This is a genomic window from Gardnerella sp. c10Ua_244 (assembly GCF_055818055.1).
In genome coordinates this window covers 549,073-572,341 of sequence record NZ_JARFVS010000002.1, presented here as the reverse complement: position 1 = coordinate 572,341, position 23,269 = coordinate 549,073, and the positions used below count along the sequence as shown (strand labels likewise).

The window sequence follows — 23,269 nt, the reverse complement described above, 5'->3', positions numbered from 1 at the left end:
GGTGTTGGTTCTGGTGCAGGCTTCTCCTTTTCGGCAACTTTAGCAGTTACCACTTCTGACTTGCTCTTGCCAGTCTTATCGCTACTGTCTTCTGATTGCGCAGTAATAGTGCTACCGCTCTTAATCTTGTTTGCTGGAATCGTAACAACGCCAGTTTGCGGATTAACAGTCACGCCATCTGGAGCGTCTCCGTCAATCTTCCACTCATGCTTGTCGCCTTTAGCAACAACAGTAATCGTTGCGGTTGTTTCACTGCCTTCTGGAGTGTAAGTAACTACAACCTTGTTTACGCGCGTATCCGTGAGATCAGGCGTCACGCTAGCGCCACCCTCGGCTGGAGTGTCAATCTTTGGCTTAGTTATATTTCCGCTGACAGTAATATTTACACTATCGCCTGTCTTTGCACCATCACCCTTACCGTTGGTTGGTGTGAGGGTGACGATGGCACCAGGCTTTTGCTTGTCGATAGTAATAGTGAAGTCGCCATGAGCATCTGCAGTACCAGTTCCGATTTGCTTTCCATCTTTGTCGGTAACAGTTACTGTTGCGCCCGGAAGAGTCTTTCCAGTGATGATTTGTTTAGTAGAATCATCTGGATTGTCTTTTAGCGTTTGCTCACTAATCTGTGGAGTCTTAAAGCCAGTTACAGCAGTAGCAGGATCAGATGGTTTGTCCGTCTTGTTCTTAGATACTGCAGTAATAGTGCTGCCGTCTTCCAAATTCTTTGTTGGAATAGTAACAACGCCAGTATTTGGATTAACGATTACGCCTTCTGGAGCGTCTCCGTCAATCTTCCACTTACCATCGTTATCCTTCTTAGCAATAATTGTGCGAACTGGCTGTTCTGGACCATTGATTGAATTTGGCTTAGCATTGATTTCAATCTTTACAACCGTTGTGTCATCAGTTGGCGGAGTTACAGTTACGTTTCCGTCGTTCTTCTGGTTGTCGGTTGGTACCGTAATCGTTGGCTTTTGTGGTTTAGCAGTGACGGTTACAGTAGTTGCGTCACCATCAACTCCACCCTTGTTTGGAACAAGTTTGAGTGTTGTTCCAGGGGTCTGATGAGGAACATCAACGGTAAAGCTGCCATCTTTATCTACAGTGACAGTTATTTCTTTATCGCCATCCTTCAATGCGGTGCCATTACTGTTTTGAACCTTGATAGTGGCTCCAGGAGTTCCCTTACCAGTAATAGTTGTCTTGCCATTATCTGCAGAACCTTTATCACCCGGCTTGTTTTCGGCTTTACCATCGTTGATAACTGGCTTGTTCTGTGCCACAACGTTTACTGTTACTGGTACGTTCACAGGATTTGTGATACCCGGAATAGTTACCACGACAGTGCCGCTCTTATTGTTTCCAGCTGTCTTGGTATCTGGAGTACCGTTAGTTGCCCAAGCAAACTTGGTTCCGTTAGGTAACTCATCCTTATTGGCAATGCTGTTTTCTGCGCTTGGAGAATCACCAACATGTACGCTCACCGTTTTACCGGCTGGATTTGGCACAACGAGCACGTTGACTGGAATGTCAACATCTGGCTCGCCTGGCACCTTAACGGTCACAACGCCTGGTTGGTTGCCAGTCTTTGAGGTATCAGGCTTCTTCTTCCAAGAAATACTAGCATCCTTAGGTAGATCCTTATGATTCTTAATAACATCCTCTGGCTTAGGAGTAGTGTCAGTTGTGTCACCATTCTTCTTTTGCAACACAGTTACGTCGTTTGCAACAGGTGCTGGTGTCACAGTAATTGTTACTGGCACTTCTTGAGGTGCTTGCCCTGGAATCTTGACAATCACTGTGCCACTAGCAGTGCCTGGCTTGTCGGTCTTTGGGGCAGCATCTTTCTTCCACTCGAATGTGGTTCCCTTAGGGAGTTTGGTGCTGTTATCAATGCTGTTCTTAGGATCAGGATTGCTGTTCTGTGGGACGGTGGTTTCCTTCGCGATAGGCACAGGGTTTACGTTCACTGTTACAGGAACATCAATCGTATAACCAGACTTGCCATTTACGCCTGGAATGGTGACTTTTACTTTACCGCCTGTCTTTTCTCCAACGGTATCTGTAGTTGGTTTGCCACTATCTTCCCACTCGAACGTAGTGCCATTAGGGAACTTACTCTTATCGCTAGAATCCTTAATAGCATCTTTAGCTTCTGGCAGTGTGCCATTTTGTGGAACGTTCACAACATTCGCTTCTGGCTTTGGCAAAACGTTCACTGTTACAGGCACCTCTACAGGGGATTGACCTGGGAGGGTAACAATAATCTTGCCATTCTTTGCGCCAGGATTGTTAGTATCTGGTTTATCTTCAGGTTTCCACTCGAACGTAGTGCCATTAGGGAACTTACTAGTATCGTGAGAATCCTTAATAACATCCTTAGCTTCTGGCAAATCCTTGCCCTGTGGCACGTTGACTTCAGATGCACTTGGGTCAACAACGTTAACCTTTACTTCAACTTCTTGAGGAGTATCAGATCCAGGAATAGTAATCTTTACTTTGCCTTTTACGCTGTTACCTTCCTTAGATGTGTCTGGTTTTCCGTTGTTATCCCACTCGAACTTAGTGCCATTAGGGAACTTATCCTTATTGACAATGCTGTCTTCTGGTTTAGGTTCCACGCCCTTTGGCACAGTCACAACTTTAGCTGTAGCAGTTGGAGCCTTAATAGTTACAGGCACGTTAATCACGATTGTTGATCCATCCGGATACGTAACTGTTACAGGCACTTCAAACTTGCCAGCCTTATCTCCATTAGGGATCTTAGACTTATCTCCCTCAGCAATAGAGTAAGTTGGCTTATTTGTTTCGTTCGTTGGCCAGGTAGGAACACTTACTTTGCCGATAATTTCGTCGTCCGAAGGCTTTTGACCATTATCTTTTTCAAGATTATCTGCCTTAGGTGGGTAAAGTCCAGACTGCTTATTGCTAATAGTTACTGGCACGTCAACAGTGTCAGTTGTGCCATCTGGGTAGGTGACTTTAACCTTAACAGTAGAGTTTCCAGGAGTCTTACCATCTGGAAGCTTTGTGTTAGGCTCGTTCAACTCAATCTTTGGTTGTTCCTTTGAATCTTTTGACCAATTAGGAACAGTTACATTGCCTGTTACATCATCAGATGTAACCTTCTTGCCAAACGGCTTAACAACAGGCGTTGCTTTTGGCTCGAAAGTATCCGACTGCTTGTTCTTAATAGTCACATCAACAGTAACTTCATCAGTTGTGTTATCTGGGTATGTGACTTTAACCTTAACATGATAGGTGCCAGGGGTATTGCCGTCTGGAATATCCTTATCGTCGCTTGTAATGGCGACTGTTGGCTTATCGCCTTCCTTCTTTGGCTTAAAATCAGGAACAGTTACAGCCTTCTTAACAGCTTCCTTGGTCTTTTCTTTACCAGTGCCATACGGCTCTTCCACAGGGTCAACTGCAGGAGTGTTTGCAGTGGCATCGGTATCTGTAACTACTACAGGTACTTGCACAACAGTGCTGGAACCATCTGGATATGTGACCTTAACAGGTACGTTAGTTGTGCCAGTCTTGTCTGTAGTTGGCAGAGGATTGTTTGGATTTACAAGCTCTACTTTTGTTTCCTTTGGAGCAGTCTTGTCCTTAACTGTAGAAGTCTTTACAGCCTTCTTGATTTCATCAGCATCAGGAGCTTTCTCATTACGCTTCTTGTTGATAGCTTCTGCGCCTGGTTTGTAGGTTTCGTTATCTGGATTGCCAACTGTTACAGGAACTTCCACGTGATCCTCAGAACCGTCAGGATACTTAACAGTAACCTTAACGTTTACGGTTCCAGGAGTCTTAGTGTCGATAGGTGTTTGACCTTTATCAACCGTAATTGTTGTACCAGTTGGTTGGTTTGGAACAGTGACTTTAGTAATGATGTCATTGTCAGAAGGACCACTTTCTCCATACTTCTTAGTGATTCCGCCGTCAACCTTTGGTGTATGAGTTTCACTCTGAGGCTTTCCTACAGTAACTTTTACCGTTGCATGATCCTTAGAACCATCCTTATACGTAATGGTTACAGGAATATCGAAAGTACCAGGATGAGTGCCATCTGGAACAGTCTTAGCTTTGTCGTCAATAGCAATACTTGCGCCTTCTGGAAGCGTTATATCTTTGCCTTGCTTATCTTTACCAAAGCTAATGCCTTTATCCTTGCCAACGCCGGTAATCTTGCTGGATATACCTGTATTCGGCGTCTTATTGTAGTCAATGTTAATTGTTTGACCTTCTGGCGTATAAGTTTCGCTTTGTGGCTTCAGCACTTTAACAGTTACTGTTGCAACGTCACTAGAGCCATCCTTATACGTAACTTTAACTTGTACTTGTCTCTCGCCAGGCTTATCGGTGCTTGGAACGTCTTTCGTGTTGACGATTTCTACTGTTGGATCTTGCTTTGGAGAGTTGCCGTTCCACTTCAAGCCATTGCCACTGCCAAACGACTTAATTTTCTTAGTCAATTCTTCTGGCTTAGTGTTCCATGGAACTTCAACTGTTTGACCCTTTGGATCATAATCCTTAGCATCCTTATGAATCAACACAGGAACATTGACTATTGTAGTTGAATGATCCGGGTATGTAATTGTTACAGGAACAGTGTGAACACCATCATCTTGAGGAATATTTCCAACTGTGAAAGTCAAATCTTTCTTATCAATTGGGGTCTTCTTCGGGTCATCCTTCTTGGTAATAGTAATTGCGTTGGTAATTGCGTTTTGGTCAGGATTCTTTGGTGTAGCATTAGGAGCAGCATTATGCTCTTCAGCATCCGTGTATACGGAAATCTGAACCTTTAGCTTAGACTCGTTGCCAGCTTCGTCTGTAACAACAAGTTCACGAGACCACTTATTGTCTGACGAATTGGTTATATTCGCATCTCGCTGAGCAGTGCCTTTAATATGAATAGTCGCAGGCTTTTCTGCAGAATTCCCGTTTTGATTGTCAATAGTGATTTTTCCGTCATGACCTGGGAATGTTGCTATTGTTGCACCCTTGATCTTTCCGCTGTTGTCATAAGCGTTGATATCAATGCTGAACGGTTTGCCATTATGTACCTTGAACTGGTAGTACTCAGGTGTTTTATCGGTATCTGCTCTCTTTGCCTTATTGGTACTAGGTGTGTTAATAACAGGCGCGATATCGTCCTTAACGGTAACGGTTGTAGTAACGTCTTTAGTTGAACCGTCCTTAAATGTTATGCGAACTGTAGCGTTCTGCTCGCCAGGCTTATTCCAATCTGGTTCATTAGCCCAAGAGTAGGTAGCGTCGCTAGGTAGTTTCTTTAGATCATCTGCATTAATACCGCTCTTAGGATCTGGATACTTTGTGCCGCTGCCCATGTTGTACGTAACAGGCTTGCCTTTAACATCACCATATTTGTCGGATTGCGGCTTAACAATAAACTTAACAGTTACTTTATTAAGATTGCCCGAAGGATCCACCGCTTCTAAGGTACGCGTATACTCGCCAGGCTTAGTGTTGAGCGGAGTAGTGCCATCAAGCGTCAAAGTCTTAGGATCTGTAGTTGTGCCAGTTCCAGTAGGATCTTTTTCTGTCTCGCCTGGAGTTTTAGGCGTTAAAGCAAGAGTTGTAACGTTTCCGCTGTTATCGGTTGCAGTAATCTTAATATCGTTCTTATCGCCGCGGTATGTAGTGATAGTGAATACTTGTGCGTGTTTTGGCCCATCAGGATATTCACCATTAATGGTGTTATATGTGCCACCATCGCCTTTTTGCTGAATCGTAACTTTAGGACTTTCGCTATCCTTAACAGTTACCTTAACGGCAACAGTTTCAACTTGTGGGTGATCTTTGTCGTTAGTAGGAATAGTTACAATAACTTTTCCAGTCTTTTCCTTGCCAATAGTGGAAGTGTCTGGAGTTCCGCCAGTTTCAGTGCTCCACTTGAAGGTTGCACCTGCTTTTTTAAGCTTTCTTCCGTTGGCAATAGCTTTTTCGGCGTCTTTCTCGGTGAGTTTGTGACCTAAGTCAACAGTAATATTCTTAGGCTGAAGATCTTCTTTTTTCTCCACTTTTACGGTCACAGTTTTTTCTGTTTTGTGACCAGCAGCATCAGTTGCGGAGAACGTAAGAGTATAAGTGCCAACTTCTTCAGGCTTAAAGCCGGAGAAGCTATAAGTGAAAACCTTTTCCTTATCACTATTCTTCGTGTAATCAGTTTTTGCACGCGCTGCGACAGTCATCATCTTACTGAAATCATTTCGAGCAAAAGCCATCGTTGCTGTTGCTGTGTCAATAGACTCAATCTTTACATCATCTTTTGCAGTAAGCTGAATCTTCAGATCTTCGCCAACTTTTACGGTAATGCTATCTTTATCAGCAGTAAGCGTTGGAGCTTTGTCATCCTTAGTAACCTTCTTAGCGTCGCTTGCGTCAGAGCTTACGGAATCTGCAGTAGTAGTTACTGCAGTAATGCTTCCTTCAGGAATGCCGTTAGCAACTGTAATCGTAACTTTGCCATCGTTGCCAACTTTTCCAGTTCCAATTTGATTGCCCTTGCTATCTTTAAGCGTTACAGTGCTTCCAGCTGTGCCAGGGCCTGCATTAACTACAACTTCCTTGCCCTTTACGCCTGCAACACCAGTCAAATCAGTTTCAATCTTAGGCTTTTGAGGGCGAACCGTGAAAGTAACCTTTTCTTCCGCTGTGCTGCCGTCATTAAACGTGACTTTAGCAGTGTAAGTTCTCTTTCCTGCAACGTCTGTGGAAGGCTCGCCATTAACCCACTCTGCACTCTTGATGTTATCTTTAACCTTCTTATCGGTTATACCAAGATATTCCTTAGCGTCAACCTTGTTTCCTGCTTTAGTAAGAGGGTCTCCAACATTTACTTTAACTTCGTGATCTTTCAGCTCGCTTTTGTGTTGCAATGCGAGCGGCTTTCTGACAATTACAGGAATCGTAACAATATGGTACGAATTGTCTGAATATATTACTTTTGCTGATGTGGATGTTGTAGCAGTATCTTTCCCGTTAAAAGCTATATCTGGTAGTTTAGTCTCTGGGAAAGTATTGAAATCTAGTTGTCCACCGCCTTCAATATTAGAAACATGTTTCTTTAATTCTTCATTAGTTGCCTTATGTCCCCAATCAACAGTAATCGGTGTAGTGGTTGGAGCCTTGTACTTCTGGTTCAGATTTTTAAGATGTACTGTAACTTTCTTTTCTACTTTGTTTCCAGAAGCGTCGGTTGCAGAGACAGTAACCGTGTAGTCAGTATTTGCTGGCGTGTTGCCGTTCTTATATTCAAACTTAACTCTATTAACAACATGGTTGTGATGCTTAGCTTCAGTTGCTTCCATGCCATTACTGTTTTCAGTGACATCTCCATTACCGTTAGGAAGACCCTTAACTGAGAAGCTATTAACCTTTCCGCTGTCATCTGATGTGCCGAAAGTGATTGTAGGAATATCTCCCTGATACACGGTAATGCTGTTGTTGGAATCGCTAATCTCTTTGCCATTAAAATACAGCTTTGGAGGGATTTTATCGCTTTTTGTAGGTGGCACATTTTCATCTTTTGTACGACCAGAAATAAAGGTGTAAGCAGAATGAGTAGTTCTACCATAAGAGCTGCTATTTGCCCAAGTAAAGGCATTTTTGATTTCTTCATCGGTTACGTCTGGTCTAAGCTTCAACTCGCAATGCATGTGAACAGCGTAATCAACGTGAGTTGTTGTTATGCCAATGCCATAGTTGTAGCCGTTATAAGGTCTTTGGTTTGGTGGGAGAGCCTTTTTAATAGCAGAATCCAAAGCATCTGGGTTAACATGGAAGTTATCTTTTATGTCTTGATCACCTGGTCTGCCAGGGCGTACACCTATAGAGTAGTGGTATGTTGAGTTATTGTGATCCTGGCTATCTTTCAAGAAGTCTTGATTGAAAGATTTGCTTGCATCGTGTTCAAACAAGCCAATATCGTGTGAAAGATTTGCAGGTGTTTGAGGTGATTTGTTATTGCGCTTGTAGAAGTCAAAACTAAGATTGCGCATAGTGTCACCCTTGTAGCCGCCGTTGCTTAAATCGGCAATTGCATAAGGAATTTGCCACACGTATTGATGCTTTGTTGATGCGGAAACCATGGATTTGCCGTCATTGTTAAAGAACACGTCGAAAACCAAGTACTTGTTATTGCCTTCGCCTTGAACGTGTGCATACATGTCGGTTTTGTTGATGATTCTATCCCAGTCGCCAACTTTGTCGTCTCCAACGTAGCCAAATTCGCCTCTACTGTTTAAGTAACGGTAGCGCTGATACTCAAGAATGTTTGGTGTATGCAGCCAAGGATTAGGGTCGTTCTTACGCACTTCTTCCGCAAATGCCGCAGTAGTTGGAGGAAGAAGAATATTAGAGGATGCGAGGATCGGCTGACCGCCCAAGCAAGTGGCTGCAGTAAGAACTGTGGCAAGTGTGCTCAATGACACCTTTCGCATGGTTGCATACGCAGAAGATGAATCAACGTTTTTAAACGAGCTCTCAACTTGCTCGTGTGCGTGCTTTTTGCGAGTGTTATTTGCCATAATAATCTGTAATCCTTTATTCTTGTGCTTTTTAATTTAGCGTTCCCTAATGTGCGTCGTATATAAACGTGTGTCTAGTTCTTCTTCAAATACTAATTCTGTGTTTACATAAAGCAACGGTAGACAATAAGTACGCTTATACACATGCTGCATAATATTATATCGTATTTTTGCTATTTTGTCGTAATTTTTTTATTGTTAAGTATTCCATAACTGTAAAATTTCCTGCCGGGGGGGGGGGGTGCTCTATGTATAAAATATTGTCATAACGACGAATTATTTAAAATTATCTAAAAGTTTATCGTTTTATAGTAATTTATTCGTATATGAATTAATCACGCTTGTAGCGTTTCTTGTGCACATGCTTAAGCAGGTCGTAGCGTGCGTAATTTTCTGGCGTTTGCTGTCGTTTTTGTAGTTTTGGAAAACATTTGCCGGTGATTTTTCGGCGTTTGCTACTGCAGTAAAAGCGCGTAAGTGATTGTTGATTTAAATATATTTTATATAAGATTTTATATAGTATTTTTGCGTAGAACATAAAAAAGTATGTATATGTACTAAAAGTAGGTGTGTATGATTGCAGGAATAGGGCACGACTTGGTAAACGTTGCGCAGTTTGCTGAGCAGATGCAGGATGGCAATGGTTGGCGTGCGCTGTTTTCTGTGCGAGAGCTTCGACAATGTGATCTTCGTGCGCAAGTGAAGAATGATGAGAGAGCTTTACATATTGCAGCACGCTGGGCTGGCAAAGAAGCTGTGATTAAAGCGTGGTCCGAGGCATTATGCACAATAAATAACCCTTATCCATATACTCTGGATAACATGCCATGGGCGAGTATTGAGATTCTTAACGATTCCCATGGTTGCCCACGCATTATTCTCAGCTCAGATGTGCATTCGCAACTTGTAAAATCGCTTTTCAGTGCGTCCAGCGAGTGTGTAGATAGTAGTGAGCACATAGATAATATTCGTTGGCATATTTCGCTTAGTCATGACGGATTATTAGACGATAATTCAGCTTTTGCATCAGCTGTTGTAATGCTTGAAGTCTTATAAGAAAAGCTACATTATAAGAAAAATATGTTTTGTGCACTTGTGTCGATGTCACAAGCATCTGTATACTTGAACGAGTCGATATTTGTGCGTGAATATTTCGTGCAAATATGGTGCGTAATTGCGGACGTAGCTCAATGGTAGAGTCTCAGTCTTCCAAACTGATTACGCGGGTCCGATTCCCGTCGTCCGCTCCATTTTTTATTTTTGCTTTACGTTTTGCAATTTTCTTTTTAATGGTTTATTTATTTCAGTTTTTTGTGAAAATCACATGTTTTGCATATTATTTTCACATTTTCATTGAATTTATGCTTGCTATTAGGGTGCTATTGCTATGGTAATAGCGGAGAGACACGTAAAAAACATGTCTGGAGGACTCGTGGGACAGATTATCGTACGTGTATTAGCTGGATTAGTGTCGGCTGCTACTGCTTTCACTATGAATGTCGTTGCGCCGCAAAAATCTTCATCGATTGAACATGTGCATGCAAATGTGCGTGCTAATGTGCATACCAATGTGCATACCAAAAGTGTTGTTAAGCCTATTATTCAATCACATTCTGGCACTGTGTATCAAAGCTCGTTTATTGATAATGAGTATGGTGCGCATTGGAGTGATGCTGATGGCACTACGGCTTTTATTGATGGAAATGATGATGTGTTCGTTAATAACGCTAAGGCGGTTATTGATGTTTCTGAGCATCAAAAAGAAATTGATTGGGAAGCTGTAAAATCTTCTGGCGTAGATGGTGCGATTATTCGTATTAGCTACGGTTGGGATAACGGTTACGATAAGCAAGCTCTTCGTAATATTAGCGAATGTAAGCGTCTTGGTATTCCGTTTGGTATTTACATGTACTCTTATGCTGAAAAAGCTGAAGATGGTGCCGCTGAGGGTGCCGATATTGTGAAGCTTTTGAAGGGTGCTGGAGTAAGCCCTGACGATTTAACGTATCCTGTTTATTACGATTTGGAAAAGTGGAGCTGGAGTGGTCATAAACCACCAACATCACCATACGTTTACCAGGATATTGTTGCTTCCTGGTGGAATCAGTTAGTTTCTGCAGGCTACCATAAGCTCGGCGTTTACTCTTATGCAAATTATTTGAGAGGACCATTAAATTCTCAGTATATTCACGAGCGTACAAGCTGGGTTGCTAGCTACGGTTCTCGCGTAGGCTTCCCTATTTCTACAGCATTGCGCGGATGGCAGTACACTTCCGACGGCAGCGTTGACGGAATTGATGGTCGCGTCGATTTGAACGCATTCGGCATGGCTGGTGGCGGCGAAATCAATGGTGTTTCTGAGTTTGGTAGCACTATTACTAAGCCTAATTCTTCTAAGCCTTCTGGAGAAACGCGCAACTATGGTAGCTGGACTGTAAAGAGTTCTGGTCGTCGTGAAGTATGGACTAATGGAGACAAGAAGTTTGTGCTCCAGTACGAGCTTCGCGATTCATATTATGCTCATGGCGGCCCTGGTCGTCTTGGTGCTCCTGTTGCTGATGAGGAGAATATGGGTGCTGGCTGGTGGCGTCAGCGTTGCCAGCACGGCGATGTGTTTACGCAGGGTCGAGATAAGAAGTACGTAATCCAGTACGAATTGCGTGACTCCTACTACAAGCATGGTGGTTATGGTCGTCTTGGTGCTCCTGTTGCTGATGAGGAGAATTTGGGTGCTGGCTGGTGGCGTCAGCACTGCCAGCACGGCGATGTGTTTACGCAAGGCCGAGATAAGAAGTACGTAATCCAGTACGAATTGCGCGACTCCTACTACAAGCACGGAAGCTATTCGCGACTTGGCTCGCCTATTTCCGACGAGGAAAACATGGGTGGCGGCTGGTGGCGTCAGCACTGCAAGCACGGCGACGTCTGGACGCATGGCAGAGACATTAAGTACGTGATTCAGTTTGAGTTACGCGACTCTTACCAAGGACATCGCGGTGCTGCTTGGCTTGGCGCTCCTGTTGCCGAAGAGGAAAACATGGGCGGCGGCTGGTGGCGTCAGTGTTGCCAGAATGGTGATGTTTGGACGCATGGTAAGGATAAGAAGTTTGTTATCATGTTTGCTCTTCGTGATTCTTACTATAGGCATCGTGGTGCTGGTTGGCTTGGTGCTCCTGTTGCTGATGAGGAGAATATGGGTGCTGGCTGGTGGCGTCAGCGTTGCCAGAATGGTGATGTTTGGACGCATGGTAAGGATAAGAAGTTCGTTATCATGTTCAATCTTCGCAAGGATTATTATGCGCGCGGTGACTTTAAGAAGCTCGGCGCGCCTATTGAAGATGAACACAATGATGGCAATGGCTTATGGCATCAAAAGTGCCAGAATGTTGTGTTAGAAGCCCACTGATAGCATTTGGCTCCATGCAATAAAAGCATCTGGATTTGTGTATTGTATTTCATTCGCAGCTTCTGTGTGATTTGCAAATACAAGCAAGAATCCTAATACTATCGTTAATGTAGTGCATGCAACGATTAGAGTTTGAGTAGACATTTGGTTCCTATTCAATTCGATATTGTTGCATGCATTTTCTTTATCTAATTGCAACTGCGCATCTTGATTAGCTGAGCAATTTCTTCTAGCAAAACCAATAGATGCAATAATCATAAGAATTATTATTGAATCGCAATAATAACGGTAAAGGCTGCCGCCTAAGCAGTAGTTTACGTAGATTAACATAATCGAGAATGTTATTCCGCTTAAGCACATTATGTATTCGATTTTTTGCATGTACTTGCGTCTTATTAAGAAAATGCCCCAAATAAGTGGTATTGATAGCAGACCAAATGTCATGTGATTAAAGAAACTATTTCCATAATCCGAAATGTTTGAGCTGGTTATTGTAATATACGGGAATTCCGTATCTATGCTTGGTGGCTTTATAAAGAAGTTTATTAACAAGTCTTTGATTTTTAGAGGGTCAAATGCTATACGATTAAATCGCAAGTCAAAATTTGTTAATTGTTCTTCGTTACCAAAGTTAAAGAATGAACCAAAACGCAAGTAGTTATATACTAAGATTCCGGCAAACCCAGCTATTGCAGGAGTTAGGAAGCTTAAAGCTGCAGATACTTTATTTACTACGCTTCTGGAGTTGTTAAGCAGTAAAGCAATAAACAGTGGAGCTATAAACGCAACTGTGGAAATGCAAGAATTTGGTCTACAACCGCATTGCAAAGCTAAGCTTAATCCAGCTAAAGCAAATAATGCATACTGAGTAAATTTAGTCTTAAGCCTTACGGCTTTCAGTGATGCGTAAACAAATAATGTTCCGAAAAATATAGCGCTTACCATAGGAATGTAGTAAATCGATGCAGATGCTTGCAGATAAAAAACAAGGCATCCAAATGGTAAGGCTGCTCCTATAAGCAGCATTGAGCAGTAGTTTATTCGTATTTCAAAGAATGTTATTATTTCTTTCCACAATGCAAATAATGCTGGTATTGTAATTGCTGCAAATAATGTTGTGACCATTATTGCGCTCGGCATCCAAGCTGGGAACAAAGCGTTAAACGGCAAATAAGTTAAAATAAACGGTACTATTCCAAAGTAGCAATAATATTTGCCATTATGCAGCACAACATCCCATATTGCAGGAGTTCCCTCGCGCACTAATTGCATTCTTTTGCCAATGCTAAATGGGTTTGTTGAATGCAATAAGCCATTTGGTGGGTCTTGTAGCAAAGATAGCGATCCTTGTTTCCAGGCTTTTAACTGCTCTGTATATGGGTTTCCGTCTATAAAATCGTATTTATCGTAGGAGAGTGGAACGCGTATTCGATTATAAGTGTTTAATCGGAGCCAAATATACAGTGAGAATCCGGTTACTATTGCGCACAAAGCCCAAAAAATTATGGTTTGAGCTCGATCTCCTTGAATATAGGCTATTTTGTGCCATTTTTTCTTACGTATAGTTATAATCGCGGATCCAAAAACGAATAATATAGCCCATTTTCCATAGTTTATGTGCAACTTGTATTTTGGATTAATTGTTATATTTTTAACAACGATTCCGTTTGGCGTTTCATTAAAGTGTAATTTTATTTTGTTTAGTTTTCCGTGACTTTCTAAACGTACTTTAGTCGTATTAAATTTTCCTGTTGTTATTTTAAATTGGCTAGCTAAAGCGTATCCAGGAGCTACACCAAAGTCTTCTAATTCTACGCTTCCAGTTACGTAATAAACTGGTTTTGTTTGTTGTAGCGAAATCTCTAATGTTTTGCTGTACGTGTTTAAGTTTGTGAATTCTACATCTGCGCCATTTTTAGATATATGTACGCCGTCATTTTTGTATTTTGCATATATTTCATCACGGCTTGCGTTTGTAGAGTCTTCTGCTTGTTCAGCTTTTAGTTCTTTTACTGTGCTTAAATTTATGCTTTGTGTTTTAAATCCTAATTCGGATGCTTGAAATAAGTTACTAAAAAACATTAGTGTTATTAGTCCGCTTATAACAAAGCACACTATATATGGCAAATAAGTTTTTAGTTTAAGATTGTTTTTTATGACGGCTCGCACAGGTTGCTACTTTCTATTTCTTTTTATGTAATCAAAAAGGTTTACTTGTTCTATAAAACGTTTGCGCTCATTTTTGGCTAAAATCTCAAGAATAATTCCGGAAATAAAGAATAGTAATCCTGTAATAATTAGCATTACAGCACCAATTAGAGTAGGGAAGCGTGTTACTAGGTGTGTGCGCCAAAATTCTATGAATGGAAGCATGCATGCTCCTACTCCGCACAGTGTTATTATTACGCCAAGTGTTCCAAAGAAAGGCATTGGTTTGTATTCGCGAATCATGTGAAAAATGGTTGAAAGCACTCGAATACCGTCTCCAACTGTGTCTAGCTTGCTAACTGATCCTTCTGGGCGGTCACGATACTGAATTGGCATTTCGTACAGTTTTATATTGTTGTTAAGCGAATGAATTGTCATTTCTGTTTCAACTTCAAATCCGCGCGAAAGTACAGGATAAGTCTTTACGAATGAAAAAGAAAAAGCACGGTAGCCTGTCATAATATCAGTTACTTTTGCGTGGAAAAGCGTGTTAATTGCGCCTCTAACTAAACGATTTCCAAAATTGTGGAATGGTCGCTTATTCTCTTGGAAATACGTAGAACTTAGACGGTCGCCAATAACCATGTCGTAGCCTTCAACGATTTTTGCAACCATATCTGGTGCCGCTTCAGCAGGATATGTGTCGTCGCCGTCTGCCATTACGTAAACATCTGCGTCTATGTCTTGGAACATTGCACGAATCACATTGCCTTTGCCTTGTCTTGGCTCTTTACGAACCACAGCACCTGCTTCTTTGGCTATTTTTGCAGTATTGTCCGTTGAGTTGTTGTCGTACACGTATATCGTTGCTTCTGGAAGTGCCGCCTTAAAGTCTTTAACAACTTTTCCAATGGTGATTGCCTCGTTATAGCACGGCAGCAGCACTGCGACAGAAGTCATAATATGTCCCTTCATAATGGCGAATGGTGCGCATGGAATGAGCAGTAATGTTCTTATACTATGTGCATATCACTGTTATCTTACCTATTGTTGTGGATTGTAGTGCAACAATCTATTTGCGTTTATGTGGCAGTGTGCAGTACTGTGCGTAGTACTTGCGCATATAGTCTGCTATACTGCGTGGCAAGTGTTATGTAATTTTTTCAAGTTATGTAATGAATGTGAGTATTAAGAATAGTTATGGTGGCATGCAATACGTATAAAAGTGTATGCTGCAAACAGTGTCAAATGTTCAAAATAAACTAATAATAATTATTTTTGAACACCTTTGTGCATACTATACTAATGCAACAAAATGTATAGAGTCATCATTATGCACCTCGACTAGTGCATGGAGACACTGTTATGGAAGCATATTCAGCATTAACTCATAACGAATTTGCTGTAATATCAGCATTGCAACATTTGCCAGGAAGTAATCAACGTACTATAGCTGAGCATACGAAGCTTTCATTAGGCACAGTAAATAGTGCGTTACGCGATGCTATTCAGCATGGGTTTGTTGTTAATGGTGAAGTTACATCAAAAGGTCTTACCGCACTCGAACCGCATCGCGTCCACAATGCGGTGATTATGGCAGCTGGCCTTTCCTCCCGCTTTTCCCCGATTTCTTACGAATTGCCAAAAGGTTTACTCACTGTGCGCGGCGAAGTGCTTATTGAACGACAAATTCGTCAATTACAAGCGGCAGGAATTAACGATATTAGCGTAGTAGTTGGATACAAGCAGGAACGTTTCTTCTATTTGGAAGACAAGTTTACTAAAGGCGATTTTTGCGTAAAAATCGTACCAAATAAGGAATATCGTGAGCGCAACAACAACAGTTCAATCATGGCTGTTGCTCACCTTTTAAGTAACACGTATATTTGTTCTTCTGACAATTATTTCGACGAAAATCCTTTTGAACCATACGTGTGGAAGGCTTACTATTCTGCGCAATATCAGCGGGGCCGCACTAAAGAGTGGTGTATGAGTGTAGGTGCGCACGATCGCATTACGTCGGTAACTATTGGTGGCAGTGATGCGTGGTACATGATTGGTCACGTGTATTTTGACAGCGAATTTTCGGCTAAGTTTGTGCGAATTTTGCGTGCGGAATATGATTTGCCGCAGACTGCTGGCAAGCTGTGGGAAGATATTTTGATTGAGCATTTAGATGAGCTTGATATGCGCATGCGCCGCTACGATCCGCCGATTATTCACGAGTTCGATTCGTTAGATGAGCTTCGCGAGTTTGATCCGCTGTTTTTGGAAAATGTTGACAGTGAAGTTTTTGACCGCATTGTTAAGGTGCTTGGTTGCAAAAAGTCGGATATTCGCGACGTTTACCCGTTGAAAAATGGTTTGACGAATCTTTCTTGCCATTTTATGGTTGGTTCTAACGAGTATGTGTACCGTCATCCGGGGGTTGGCACGGATGTGTTGGTGAATCGCCAGGCTGAGGATGAGGCTTTGCGTGCGGCGCAGCACCTTGGTTTGGACGGTACGTTGGTTGCGGATGATCCGAAGTATGGCTGGAAAATTTCGCATTTTTTGAAAGGTTGTCGTACCGCTGATTTTCACGATTCTTGCGATTTGCGCGAAGGTATGCGTCTGATTCGTAAGCTTCACAACAGTGGCGCTACGGTGAGTAGACGGTTCGATTTTTATGAGGAATCTCAGCGTTATTTGCGCGATTTGTGCGCTCGCCGTGTTGCGTTGCCTGAGGGTGCTGACGCTTTGCTTCATAAGGTTGATTGTTTGCATGAGTGCGTGAGTAAAGATGCTTGTCAAAAAATTTGCTTGGCGCACAACGATATATTGGGTGCGAATGTGCTTGTGGATATTGCTGGACGCTACCATCTGATTGATTGGGAGTATGCGGGGATGTCGGATTATGCGCAGGATTTGGGTACGTTGTGCGTGTCTGACGCGCTTAATGAGCAGGAATTTGACGCGGTTCTAGCGGAGTATTTTGAGCGCAATCCTACTTGTGCTGAACGTCGTCATTGCATGGCGTACGTTGGTTTTGCGGGGTGGTGTTGGTATTTGTGGTCGTTGGTAAAAGAGGCTGAGGGGGAGCCTGTAGGCGACTGTCGTTATTTGTATTACCGTTATGCGAAACGTTATGTTGACCGCGCTTCGAGCGAATATGGTGCCGTATCCGATGAATCCTCTGAATCTGCTGGTTGTGACGGGTCTGCAGGCTCTGTGGCAAAGGTGTGATTTATGAAATATTCCTTAATAAGTGGACTGTTTTGGGGACTTGATACTGCTTTGCTTGCGGTGTTGGTTGCGTTATCTGTTCATGGCTTAACACCTTCTGCAGTATGGTATGTGGGAGTTGTGGGCGCTTGCGTTCACGACGTTGTGTGTGCTGTAATATTGTGGATTTATATGGCTTGTCGTTCAAAGTTGCGCGAAACTGTTGCTCTTTGCAAACGTACGAAATTGATTGTGCCTATTGTGTTGAGTTCGCTTCTTGGAGGCCCAATTGGTATGACCGGTTACGCTATTGCGGCAAGCAATATTGGTGCCGGTTACGCTGCTGCGATTTCCGCACTGTACCCGGCTTTTGGCATAGTACTGTCTTCTATTGTGTTGCGCGAACGCTTAAGTGCGTTGAAATATTGTGCTTTTGCTGTAACGCTTATTGCGGTAGGAGTGCTTGGCTACTGTTCTTGCGTGGAATCTTCAACCGCAACTGTCTTCTCTCCGGGCAGCATAGTCTTAGGTTTGATTGCGGCTATTTTCAGTGTTATTGGTTGGGGAAGTGAAGCCGTTACTTGCGCGTGGGCTACCAGAAAGCAAAGCGTGGACGACGAAGTAATGCTGCACGTGCGCGAAACTGTTTCCGCACTGTCGTACGCCTTACTCATTGTGCCGTTGTGTACGATACTGCCGGTTTTTAGCGTAAAGATTATGCAATCAGCCGTCTTTATTGCGTTAGCTATATTTATAGCGTTACTTGGTGCTGCTTCCTACTTGTGCTACTACCGCGGTATTGCTCAGGTTGGTGCGACGCGCGCTATGGCTGGAAATATTACGTACGCGGTATGGAGCATGATTGCAGCAGCGTTACTTTCTCAAACAATTCCGCCGCTTATTGCGTGGGTTTGTTGCGTGGTGATAATTGCGGGGACGGTAGTGGTGGCTTCCGAAAAATAATTGCAACGGAGTATGATAAACCTGTATTGCATTGTGGCAACAGTTTATAGCAGTACGCTATAGCAAGTATGTTTTTAAATAATGAGGGAGTAATGAACTTATGGTTTCGCAGTTACGTCGCATAGTGAGTTGGATAATAGGCAGACTCCCTTCGTCAAAACGCTCTATTGTGGAAGTGCGCGAGCAGCTGAGTGCTATTCAAACGCAAATTTCTCGATTGCAAGAATGTGTCGACGCTCGCTGCGCTCATCTTGAGGTTGGGCAGTATAACGTTGAGAAGTCGTTGCGCACGGAGATTTTGACGAATCGTGAGCAGTCTTCGATTATGGCTTGGTCAAACTATAGGAAAGATGGCGAAAGTAGCGTGGATGCGCATAAGCGTTTCTTCCTTAGTTTGCCGAAAGCTACAGGTTCTATGCGCGTTATACAACGGGGTTGCGCGTCGCTGCTGAGTGAGTTTGCGCAGATTGCGCAGCAGCATAATCTTCAGTATTGGGCTGATTTTGGTACGCTGCTCGGTTGCGTGCGTCATCGTGGGTTTATTCCTTGGGATGACGATGTTGACTTGGGTATGATGCGAGAGGATATTGATAAGCTGCTGACAATGTTGCGCGAGGATGCCGCGTTGCGCGCGCGCTACCGTGCGGTGCTCGTGTACGATCCGTACGTGTGCTGCCGTCAGTTGCGGTTCCGCTACGCGAATAATAGTAATCCTTGTTTTTTGGATATTTTCTTCTACGATTACGCGCCTGATTTGACGTCTGAACAGCAGCAGAGTTTTGTGTCTTTGCGTAAGGATTTGCAGCAAGAGTTGCGTTCGCAGACTTTTTTCAACACATGGCTTGACCGCGGTTATGTTGAGCGGGGCGGCGAATACACTGCTGATATTGAACAGATTTTTCAGAGTTTCCAAAAGAAGGCTGTAAACCAGGGGCTTGTGATGAGTAAGTCTTGCGCGCGCAACGTGGTGTATGGTTTGGATAATGTTGATGCTGAGAATTTGTATATTGCACAATGTGCCGAAATGTTTCCAGTAAAAATGGCAACTTTTGAAGATTTTTCTGTTGCTATACCGCAGTTATCGGAAGATATTTTGGAACGCGTGTATGGTGATATTTATCAGCTGCCATCGGATATTATTACGCACTTCCGTCATGTTGACTGCGAATCCTTGCATAGCAGTCATACTGACGATGTAATCGAGCAGGATATTCGTTCAAATCCGTATGCGATCGATTGTGGCAGACTTGAGTGAGTTATGTAACGCTACAAAACGGTAACTCTACAAAACAGTAACGTTAAGAATGGCAATAGTACGAAGGAATTAACAGGTGTGCATATGGGCGATACGAGCAATAGTAACGGTAATGCGACTGCTGTAAATGATGTGGCGGCAGAAAGAAACGTAACGATGGTTGGTAGTGCAGTAAGTAGCACAATAAGTGGTGCAATAAGCAGTGCGATACAGTGCAGTCGCGATTGTGCTCGCGCTATGCGTTCTGTTTTACGACGCATATCGCTAATTATGCCGCTTATTATTGTGCTTCTGCTGGAACTTGTATGGTTCAACTTTCCGGCAATCGAATCGTCAGGATTCAATCCAACTCCTGTTCAGAGAGTTTCAACCGGTGCAGGTTTGACGCGTCACGGCGACGTGTATACAGTTACCGGCAAAAACGATCAATACATACAATTGCATTACGCTCAGCCTTCTCAAATAAATAACATTTACGTCGATACGCGTTCGCCTCATACTCGCACACTCGATATTGCTGTGTATGTGTTGGATGGTGGCAACAGTGCTTCTTATATTCAAGTTGCGTCTCAGCCGGTTACGTCGAATGTGAACGATACGAAGTATGTGCGCGTGCATGCGGTTGATAAAGTTGTGGGTTTGCGTTTGAGCACGAAGCTTCAGAAAGGCGATTCTTTTACAATTGCTAACTTTGCGTTGAACCAGCGTAGACCGTTGCATATTTCGCTTGTTCGCGTCGTGATGTTGTTGGTGATTGCTTACGCGATATACGTGTTGGCTCCTCGTTCGCGCATTTACAAAGAAGCGCTTGATTTGCGCGTGCGTAAGCAGCAGTTGTGGCTCGTTGCGTTAGTGCTAGTGCAGTGCGCAATACTTATTGGAGTAACGAAAGTTACTGGTACTCAACACATGTTTACAGCGGGGGTATGTAATAACGGCGGCTTTATATGTGACGCCAACCAATACAATCATCTCGCCAACAGCCTGCTCAAAGGTCACCTGTACTTGGATCTGCCGGTTCCTGACTGGCTGCCGAATATGAGCAACCCTTACGATGCAGGCGCGCGCTACGCCATGTCGATAAAAACTGGTCAACCAACTTACTGGGATTATGCGTTCCACGGAAGCCACTACTTTACTTACTTCGGCGCACTTCCTGCACTGTTACTTTTTGTGCCGTTCAAAGTACTTACCGGCCACGATTTGCGCACAGATTACGCCGTCGCCTTCTTTGCTGTCGCTTTCGCAATTGCTTCTATCTATCTTGTGGTGCAATTACTTCGACGCTTCTTCCCAAAGCGATCCTTCGGCTTCCTTGTGCTGTCGCATCTCGTTATGCTCATGTCCAGCGGAGTGCTAATTCAGGCGTATCTGCCGCAAATCTACTCGCTTCCTGTGCTGTCATCATTGTGTTTCACCTGCTTAGGACTGGGATTGTGGCTACAGGCGCGAACTACTCAAGATGCTCTTTCTGAAACCCCGTACTTACGGAAGTCACTACTCATTCTGGGAGCAGTATGTATTGCACTAAACCTATGGTGTAGACCGCAATTTATTCTGGCGTCACTGTTTGCTTTCGTAATTTTTAAGGAAGAAATCGTAAAGTACCGTCTATTTTTTGCCTTCAAACGAAGCAGCGTAATCAATACTATATGCGTAATCGCACCAATGATTCTTATAGGCTTAGCCGCCTGCTGGTACAACTACGCGCGTTTCGGTTCTCCACTCGATTTTGGTGCAACCTACAATCTCACCGGTTTTGACATGGTTCACCGCTCCTACTCTTGGGCGCGAATCCCATGGGGAGTATGGATGTACCTGTTCCAGCCGATTACTATTACGCCAGTTTTTCCGTTTATGGAACAATCCGTGCTGCCGTCAATGTTCCACGGGCAAATCATTATGGAGCCATTCTTTGGCGGCCTACTCGCTTACTCTCCTGTATGCGCAGCCGTAGTACTGTACCCGGTAGTAAAGCAACAATTACGCAAAAAGCAGCTTGCTGGATTCTTTACGCTCGGCTTAACATTGTCGATACTGCTTATGGTATTAGACGCGGAAGTAGTAGGAATTTCCAGCAGGTACTTTAGTGATTTTGGCTGGCTGCTAGCGTTGTGTGCAATTATGGTGATTGCAAGTCTTGTAGACAAAGTCTCGTCTTGCGCGCGCACGGTTGACGTTCCTTCTGGTTGCGTCAACGAAACAGGCGAGGAGTCGCCTTCTAAAGCCAACTTTAAGTTAATGCACAAAGTTTTGATTATTCTGGTGATTTCCAGCGTGGGCTTGTGTTCCTTAAACCTCCTTGCCAACGGACGATACTCAGACCTTCAAGGCACTAGGCCGAGTATATACAGAAGTATCGAATCCTGGTTCTCGCCACTTACGTAACAGACGAATCAGTTGCAATTTGGTTACTATTAGTAAATTACAATTCAGATAATTTGAAGAAGAAAATTTTGAAGAAGAAAATATGGTAGTAGAACAGAAACAATCAGCGCAAAAAGTAGCGTGTTCTGCACAAGCTCAAGCGGTATTACAATCGAGCAAAGACCTGCAAAATGGCACGCAAAAAGACCTGCAAGTTGAAGTCTTGCGAATTATTGCAATGCTTATGATTGTGGTCTGCCACATGATCATACATTTGAACATTCGTGCGCACAGTTTCAATATGGAACTTTTGCCGGCTCCAGGCTTGCGTTCAGCACTTAAATTCTTAGTCGTACAATACGGTCAAGTTGGTGTCTCAACCTTCTTTATTATTTCCGGCTACTTTTTATGTCGCAAAACCTTCCGCTACCGACGCGTTTTTGCAGCGTGGGCGCAAATGTTCTTCTACTGCATTATCGTGCTGGCAGTAACCTTCGTAGCAGACTGCTTTGGCTTACTTCCGGAAAATTTGAGCAACTTACTTCACGGAAAAGAACTTGTCTACACGCTGTTGTGGAATGTGACGCCATTTACTTACCGAAGCTATTGGTTCATGAGCGCGTACTTAATCATGCTCATGTTCATGCCTTTTATCAACATTCTTATAAGTCACATGACTCAGCGCAATCATGCTATGCTGCTGGTACTTCTTGCGTCAATCTCACTTATTCCGCTATATTTTGGCAAAAATTATACTTGGAACGATATTATTTACGCAATTTTTGGATATTTAGCCGGAGCTTTTATTGCGCAGTACGGTAGCGGAATAAAAAAACTTACTACGAAGCGACTTTGTGCGTGCATAGCAATATCTACTGTTCTTATGCTCGCTTTCGACTATGTTGCTTCGTCCGGAAATAAGTTTGTGCGAGTTCTTACGTGGGATCAGCAGGTCCACGGCGGCATTGGAATACTGCCAATGATTATTGCAATGTGTATTTTCATTCTCGTACACCGAATAAATATGTTGCGAATTAAAGGACTAGCAAGAACTGTAATTTTGCGCGTTTCCAAAGCAACTTTCGGAGTGTACCTTCTTCACGAGCACATGTTTATTTTCATAGCGTTGTGGACGTTCGTGGCGTGGATGCTTCCTACAACTTCCTCAAGCGCACTCATAGTGCTACTTTACGCAATTACTTTAATTTGTACGTACGCAGCACTTTCAGTTGTTGCAGTTGTAATAGATCTCGTTATCAAACCAATTTCCAACCGAATTGCGCTAACTTTGGAGCATGTCGCCAATTGCGTATGTTCTGTGCACAAAACGGATCCGCAATCCAAAATGGAGTAAGTAACTGGTAAACTATA

10 protein-coding genes and 1 tRNA gene are annotated in these 23,269 nt (G+C 43.2%); 8 read left to right on the top strand and 3 right to left on the bottom strand.

All coding sequences use genetic code 11. The features are described 5' to 3' along the window. On the bottom strand, positions 1 to 8,555 hold an 8,555-nt coding region (locus tag P0108_RS05430; RefSeq protein WP_473730839.1), incomplete at its 3' end, for a Rib/alpha-like domain-containing protein. A 573-nt stretch (positions 8,556 to 9,128) separates the two neighbouring features. Here P0108_RS05430 and P0108_RS05425 point away from each other — a divergent pair. The 3 genes from P0108_RS05425 (at position 9,129) to P0108_RS05415 (ending at position 11,961) form a co-directional block, all read left to right on the top strand. After that, a complete protein-coding gene (locus P0108_RS05425) occupies positions 9,129 to 9,611 on the top strand; it encodes a holo-ACP synthase (RefSeq protein WP_004109204.1) in 483 nt (160 codons plus the stop codon). A 120-nt stretch (positions 9,612 to 9,731) separates the two neighbouring features. Then, positions 9,732 to 9,805: transfer RNA gene (locus P0108_RS05420), tRNA-Gly, on the top strand. Positions 9,806 to 9,942: 137 nt separating this feature from the next. After that, a complete protein-coding gene (locus tag P0108_RS05415; protein WP_231130954.1) occupies positions 9,943 to 11,961 on the top strand; it encodes a glycoside hydrolase family 25 protein in 2,019 nt (672 codons plus the stop codon). Here P0108_RS05415 and P0108_RS05410 read toward each other — a convergent pair. Together P0108_RS05410 and P0108_RS05405 are read right to left on the bottom strand one after the other, a co-directional pair. Then, positions 11,947 to 14,043 (bottom strand): hypothetical protein, encoded by a 2,097-nt coding sequence (locus P0108_RS05410; protein ID WP_473730838.1) that lies wholly within the window; start codon positions 14,041 to 14,043, stop codon positions 11,947 to 11,949. The genes P0108_RS05415 and P0108_RS05410 overlap by 15 nt on opposite strands. 93 nt (positions 14,044 to 14,136) lie before the next feature. Then, positions 14,137 to 15,069: a glycosyltransferase family 2 protein gene (locus P0108_RS05405; RefSeq protein WP_410309312.1), complete on the bottom strand. Its 933-nt coding sequence runs from the start codon at positions 15,067 to 15,069 to the stop codon at positions 14,137 to 14,139. A gap of 405 nt (positions 15,070 to 15,474) precedes the next feature. On the opposite strand from P0108_RS05405, the gene P0108_RS05400 reads away from it, so the two are divergent. The 5 genes from P0108_RS05400 to P0108_RS05380 all read left to right on the top strand — a co-directional run bounded on the left by P0108_RS05400 (position 15,475) and on the right by P0108_RS05380 (position 23,252). Continuing rightward, complete coding sequence (locus P0108_RS05400; RefSeq protein WP_064621486.1) at positions 15,475 to 17,334, top strand: phosphotransferase; 1,860 nt, start codon at positions 15,475 to 15,477, stop codon at positions 17,332 to 17,334. 3 nt (positions 17,335 to 17,337) lie between these two features. Continuing rightward, on the top strand, positions 17,338 to 18,276 hold the full coding sequence (locus P0108_RS05395; RefSeq protein ID WP_064621485.1) for a DMT family transporter: 939 nt from the start codon (positions 17,338 to 17,340) through the stop codon (positions 18,274 to 18,276). A gap of 100 nt (positions 18,277 to 18,376) precedes the next feature. Next, complete coding sequence (locus P0108_RS05390; RefSeq protein ID WP_064621484.1) at positions 18,377 to 19,531, top strand: LicD family protein; 1,155 nt, start codon at positions 18,377 to 18,379, stop codon at positions 19,529 to 19,531. 84 nt (positions 19,532 to 19,615) lie between these two features. Next, complete coding sequence (locus P0108_RS05385) at positions 19,616 to 21,919, top strand: hypothetical protein (protein ID WP_473730837.1); 2,304 nt, start codon at positions 19,616 to 19,618, stop codon at positions 21,917 to 21,919. 82 nt (positions 21,920 to 22,001) lie between these two features. Then, a complete protein-coding gene (locus P0108_RS05380; protein WP_064621482.1) occupies positions 22,002 to 23,252 on the top strand; it encodes an acyltransferase family protein in 1,251 nt (416 codons plus the stop codon). Positions 23,253 to 23,269 lie beyond the last annotated feature (17 nt).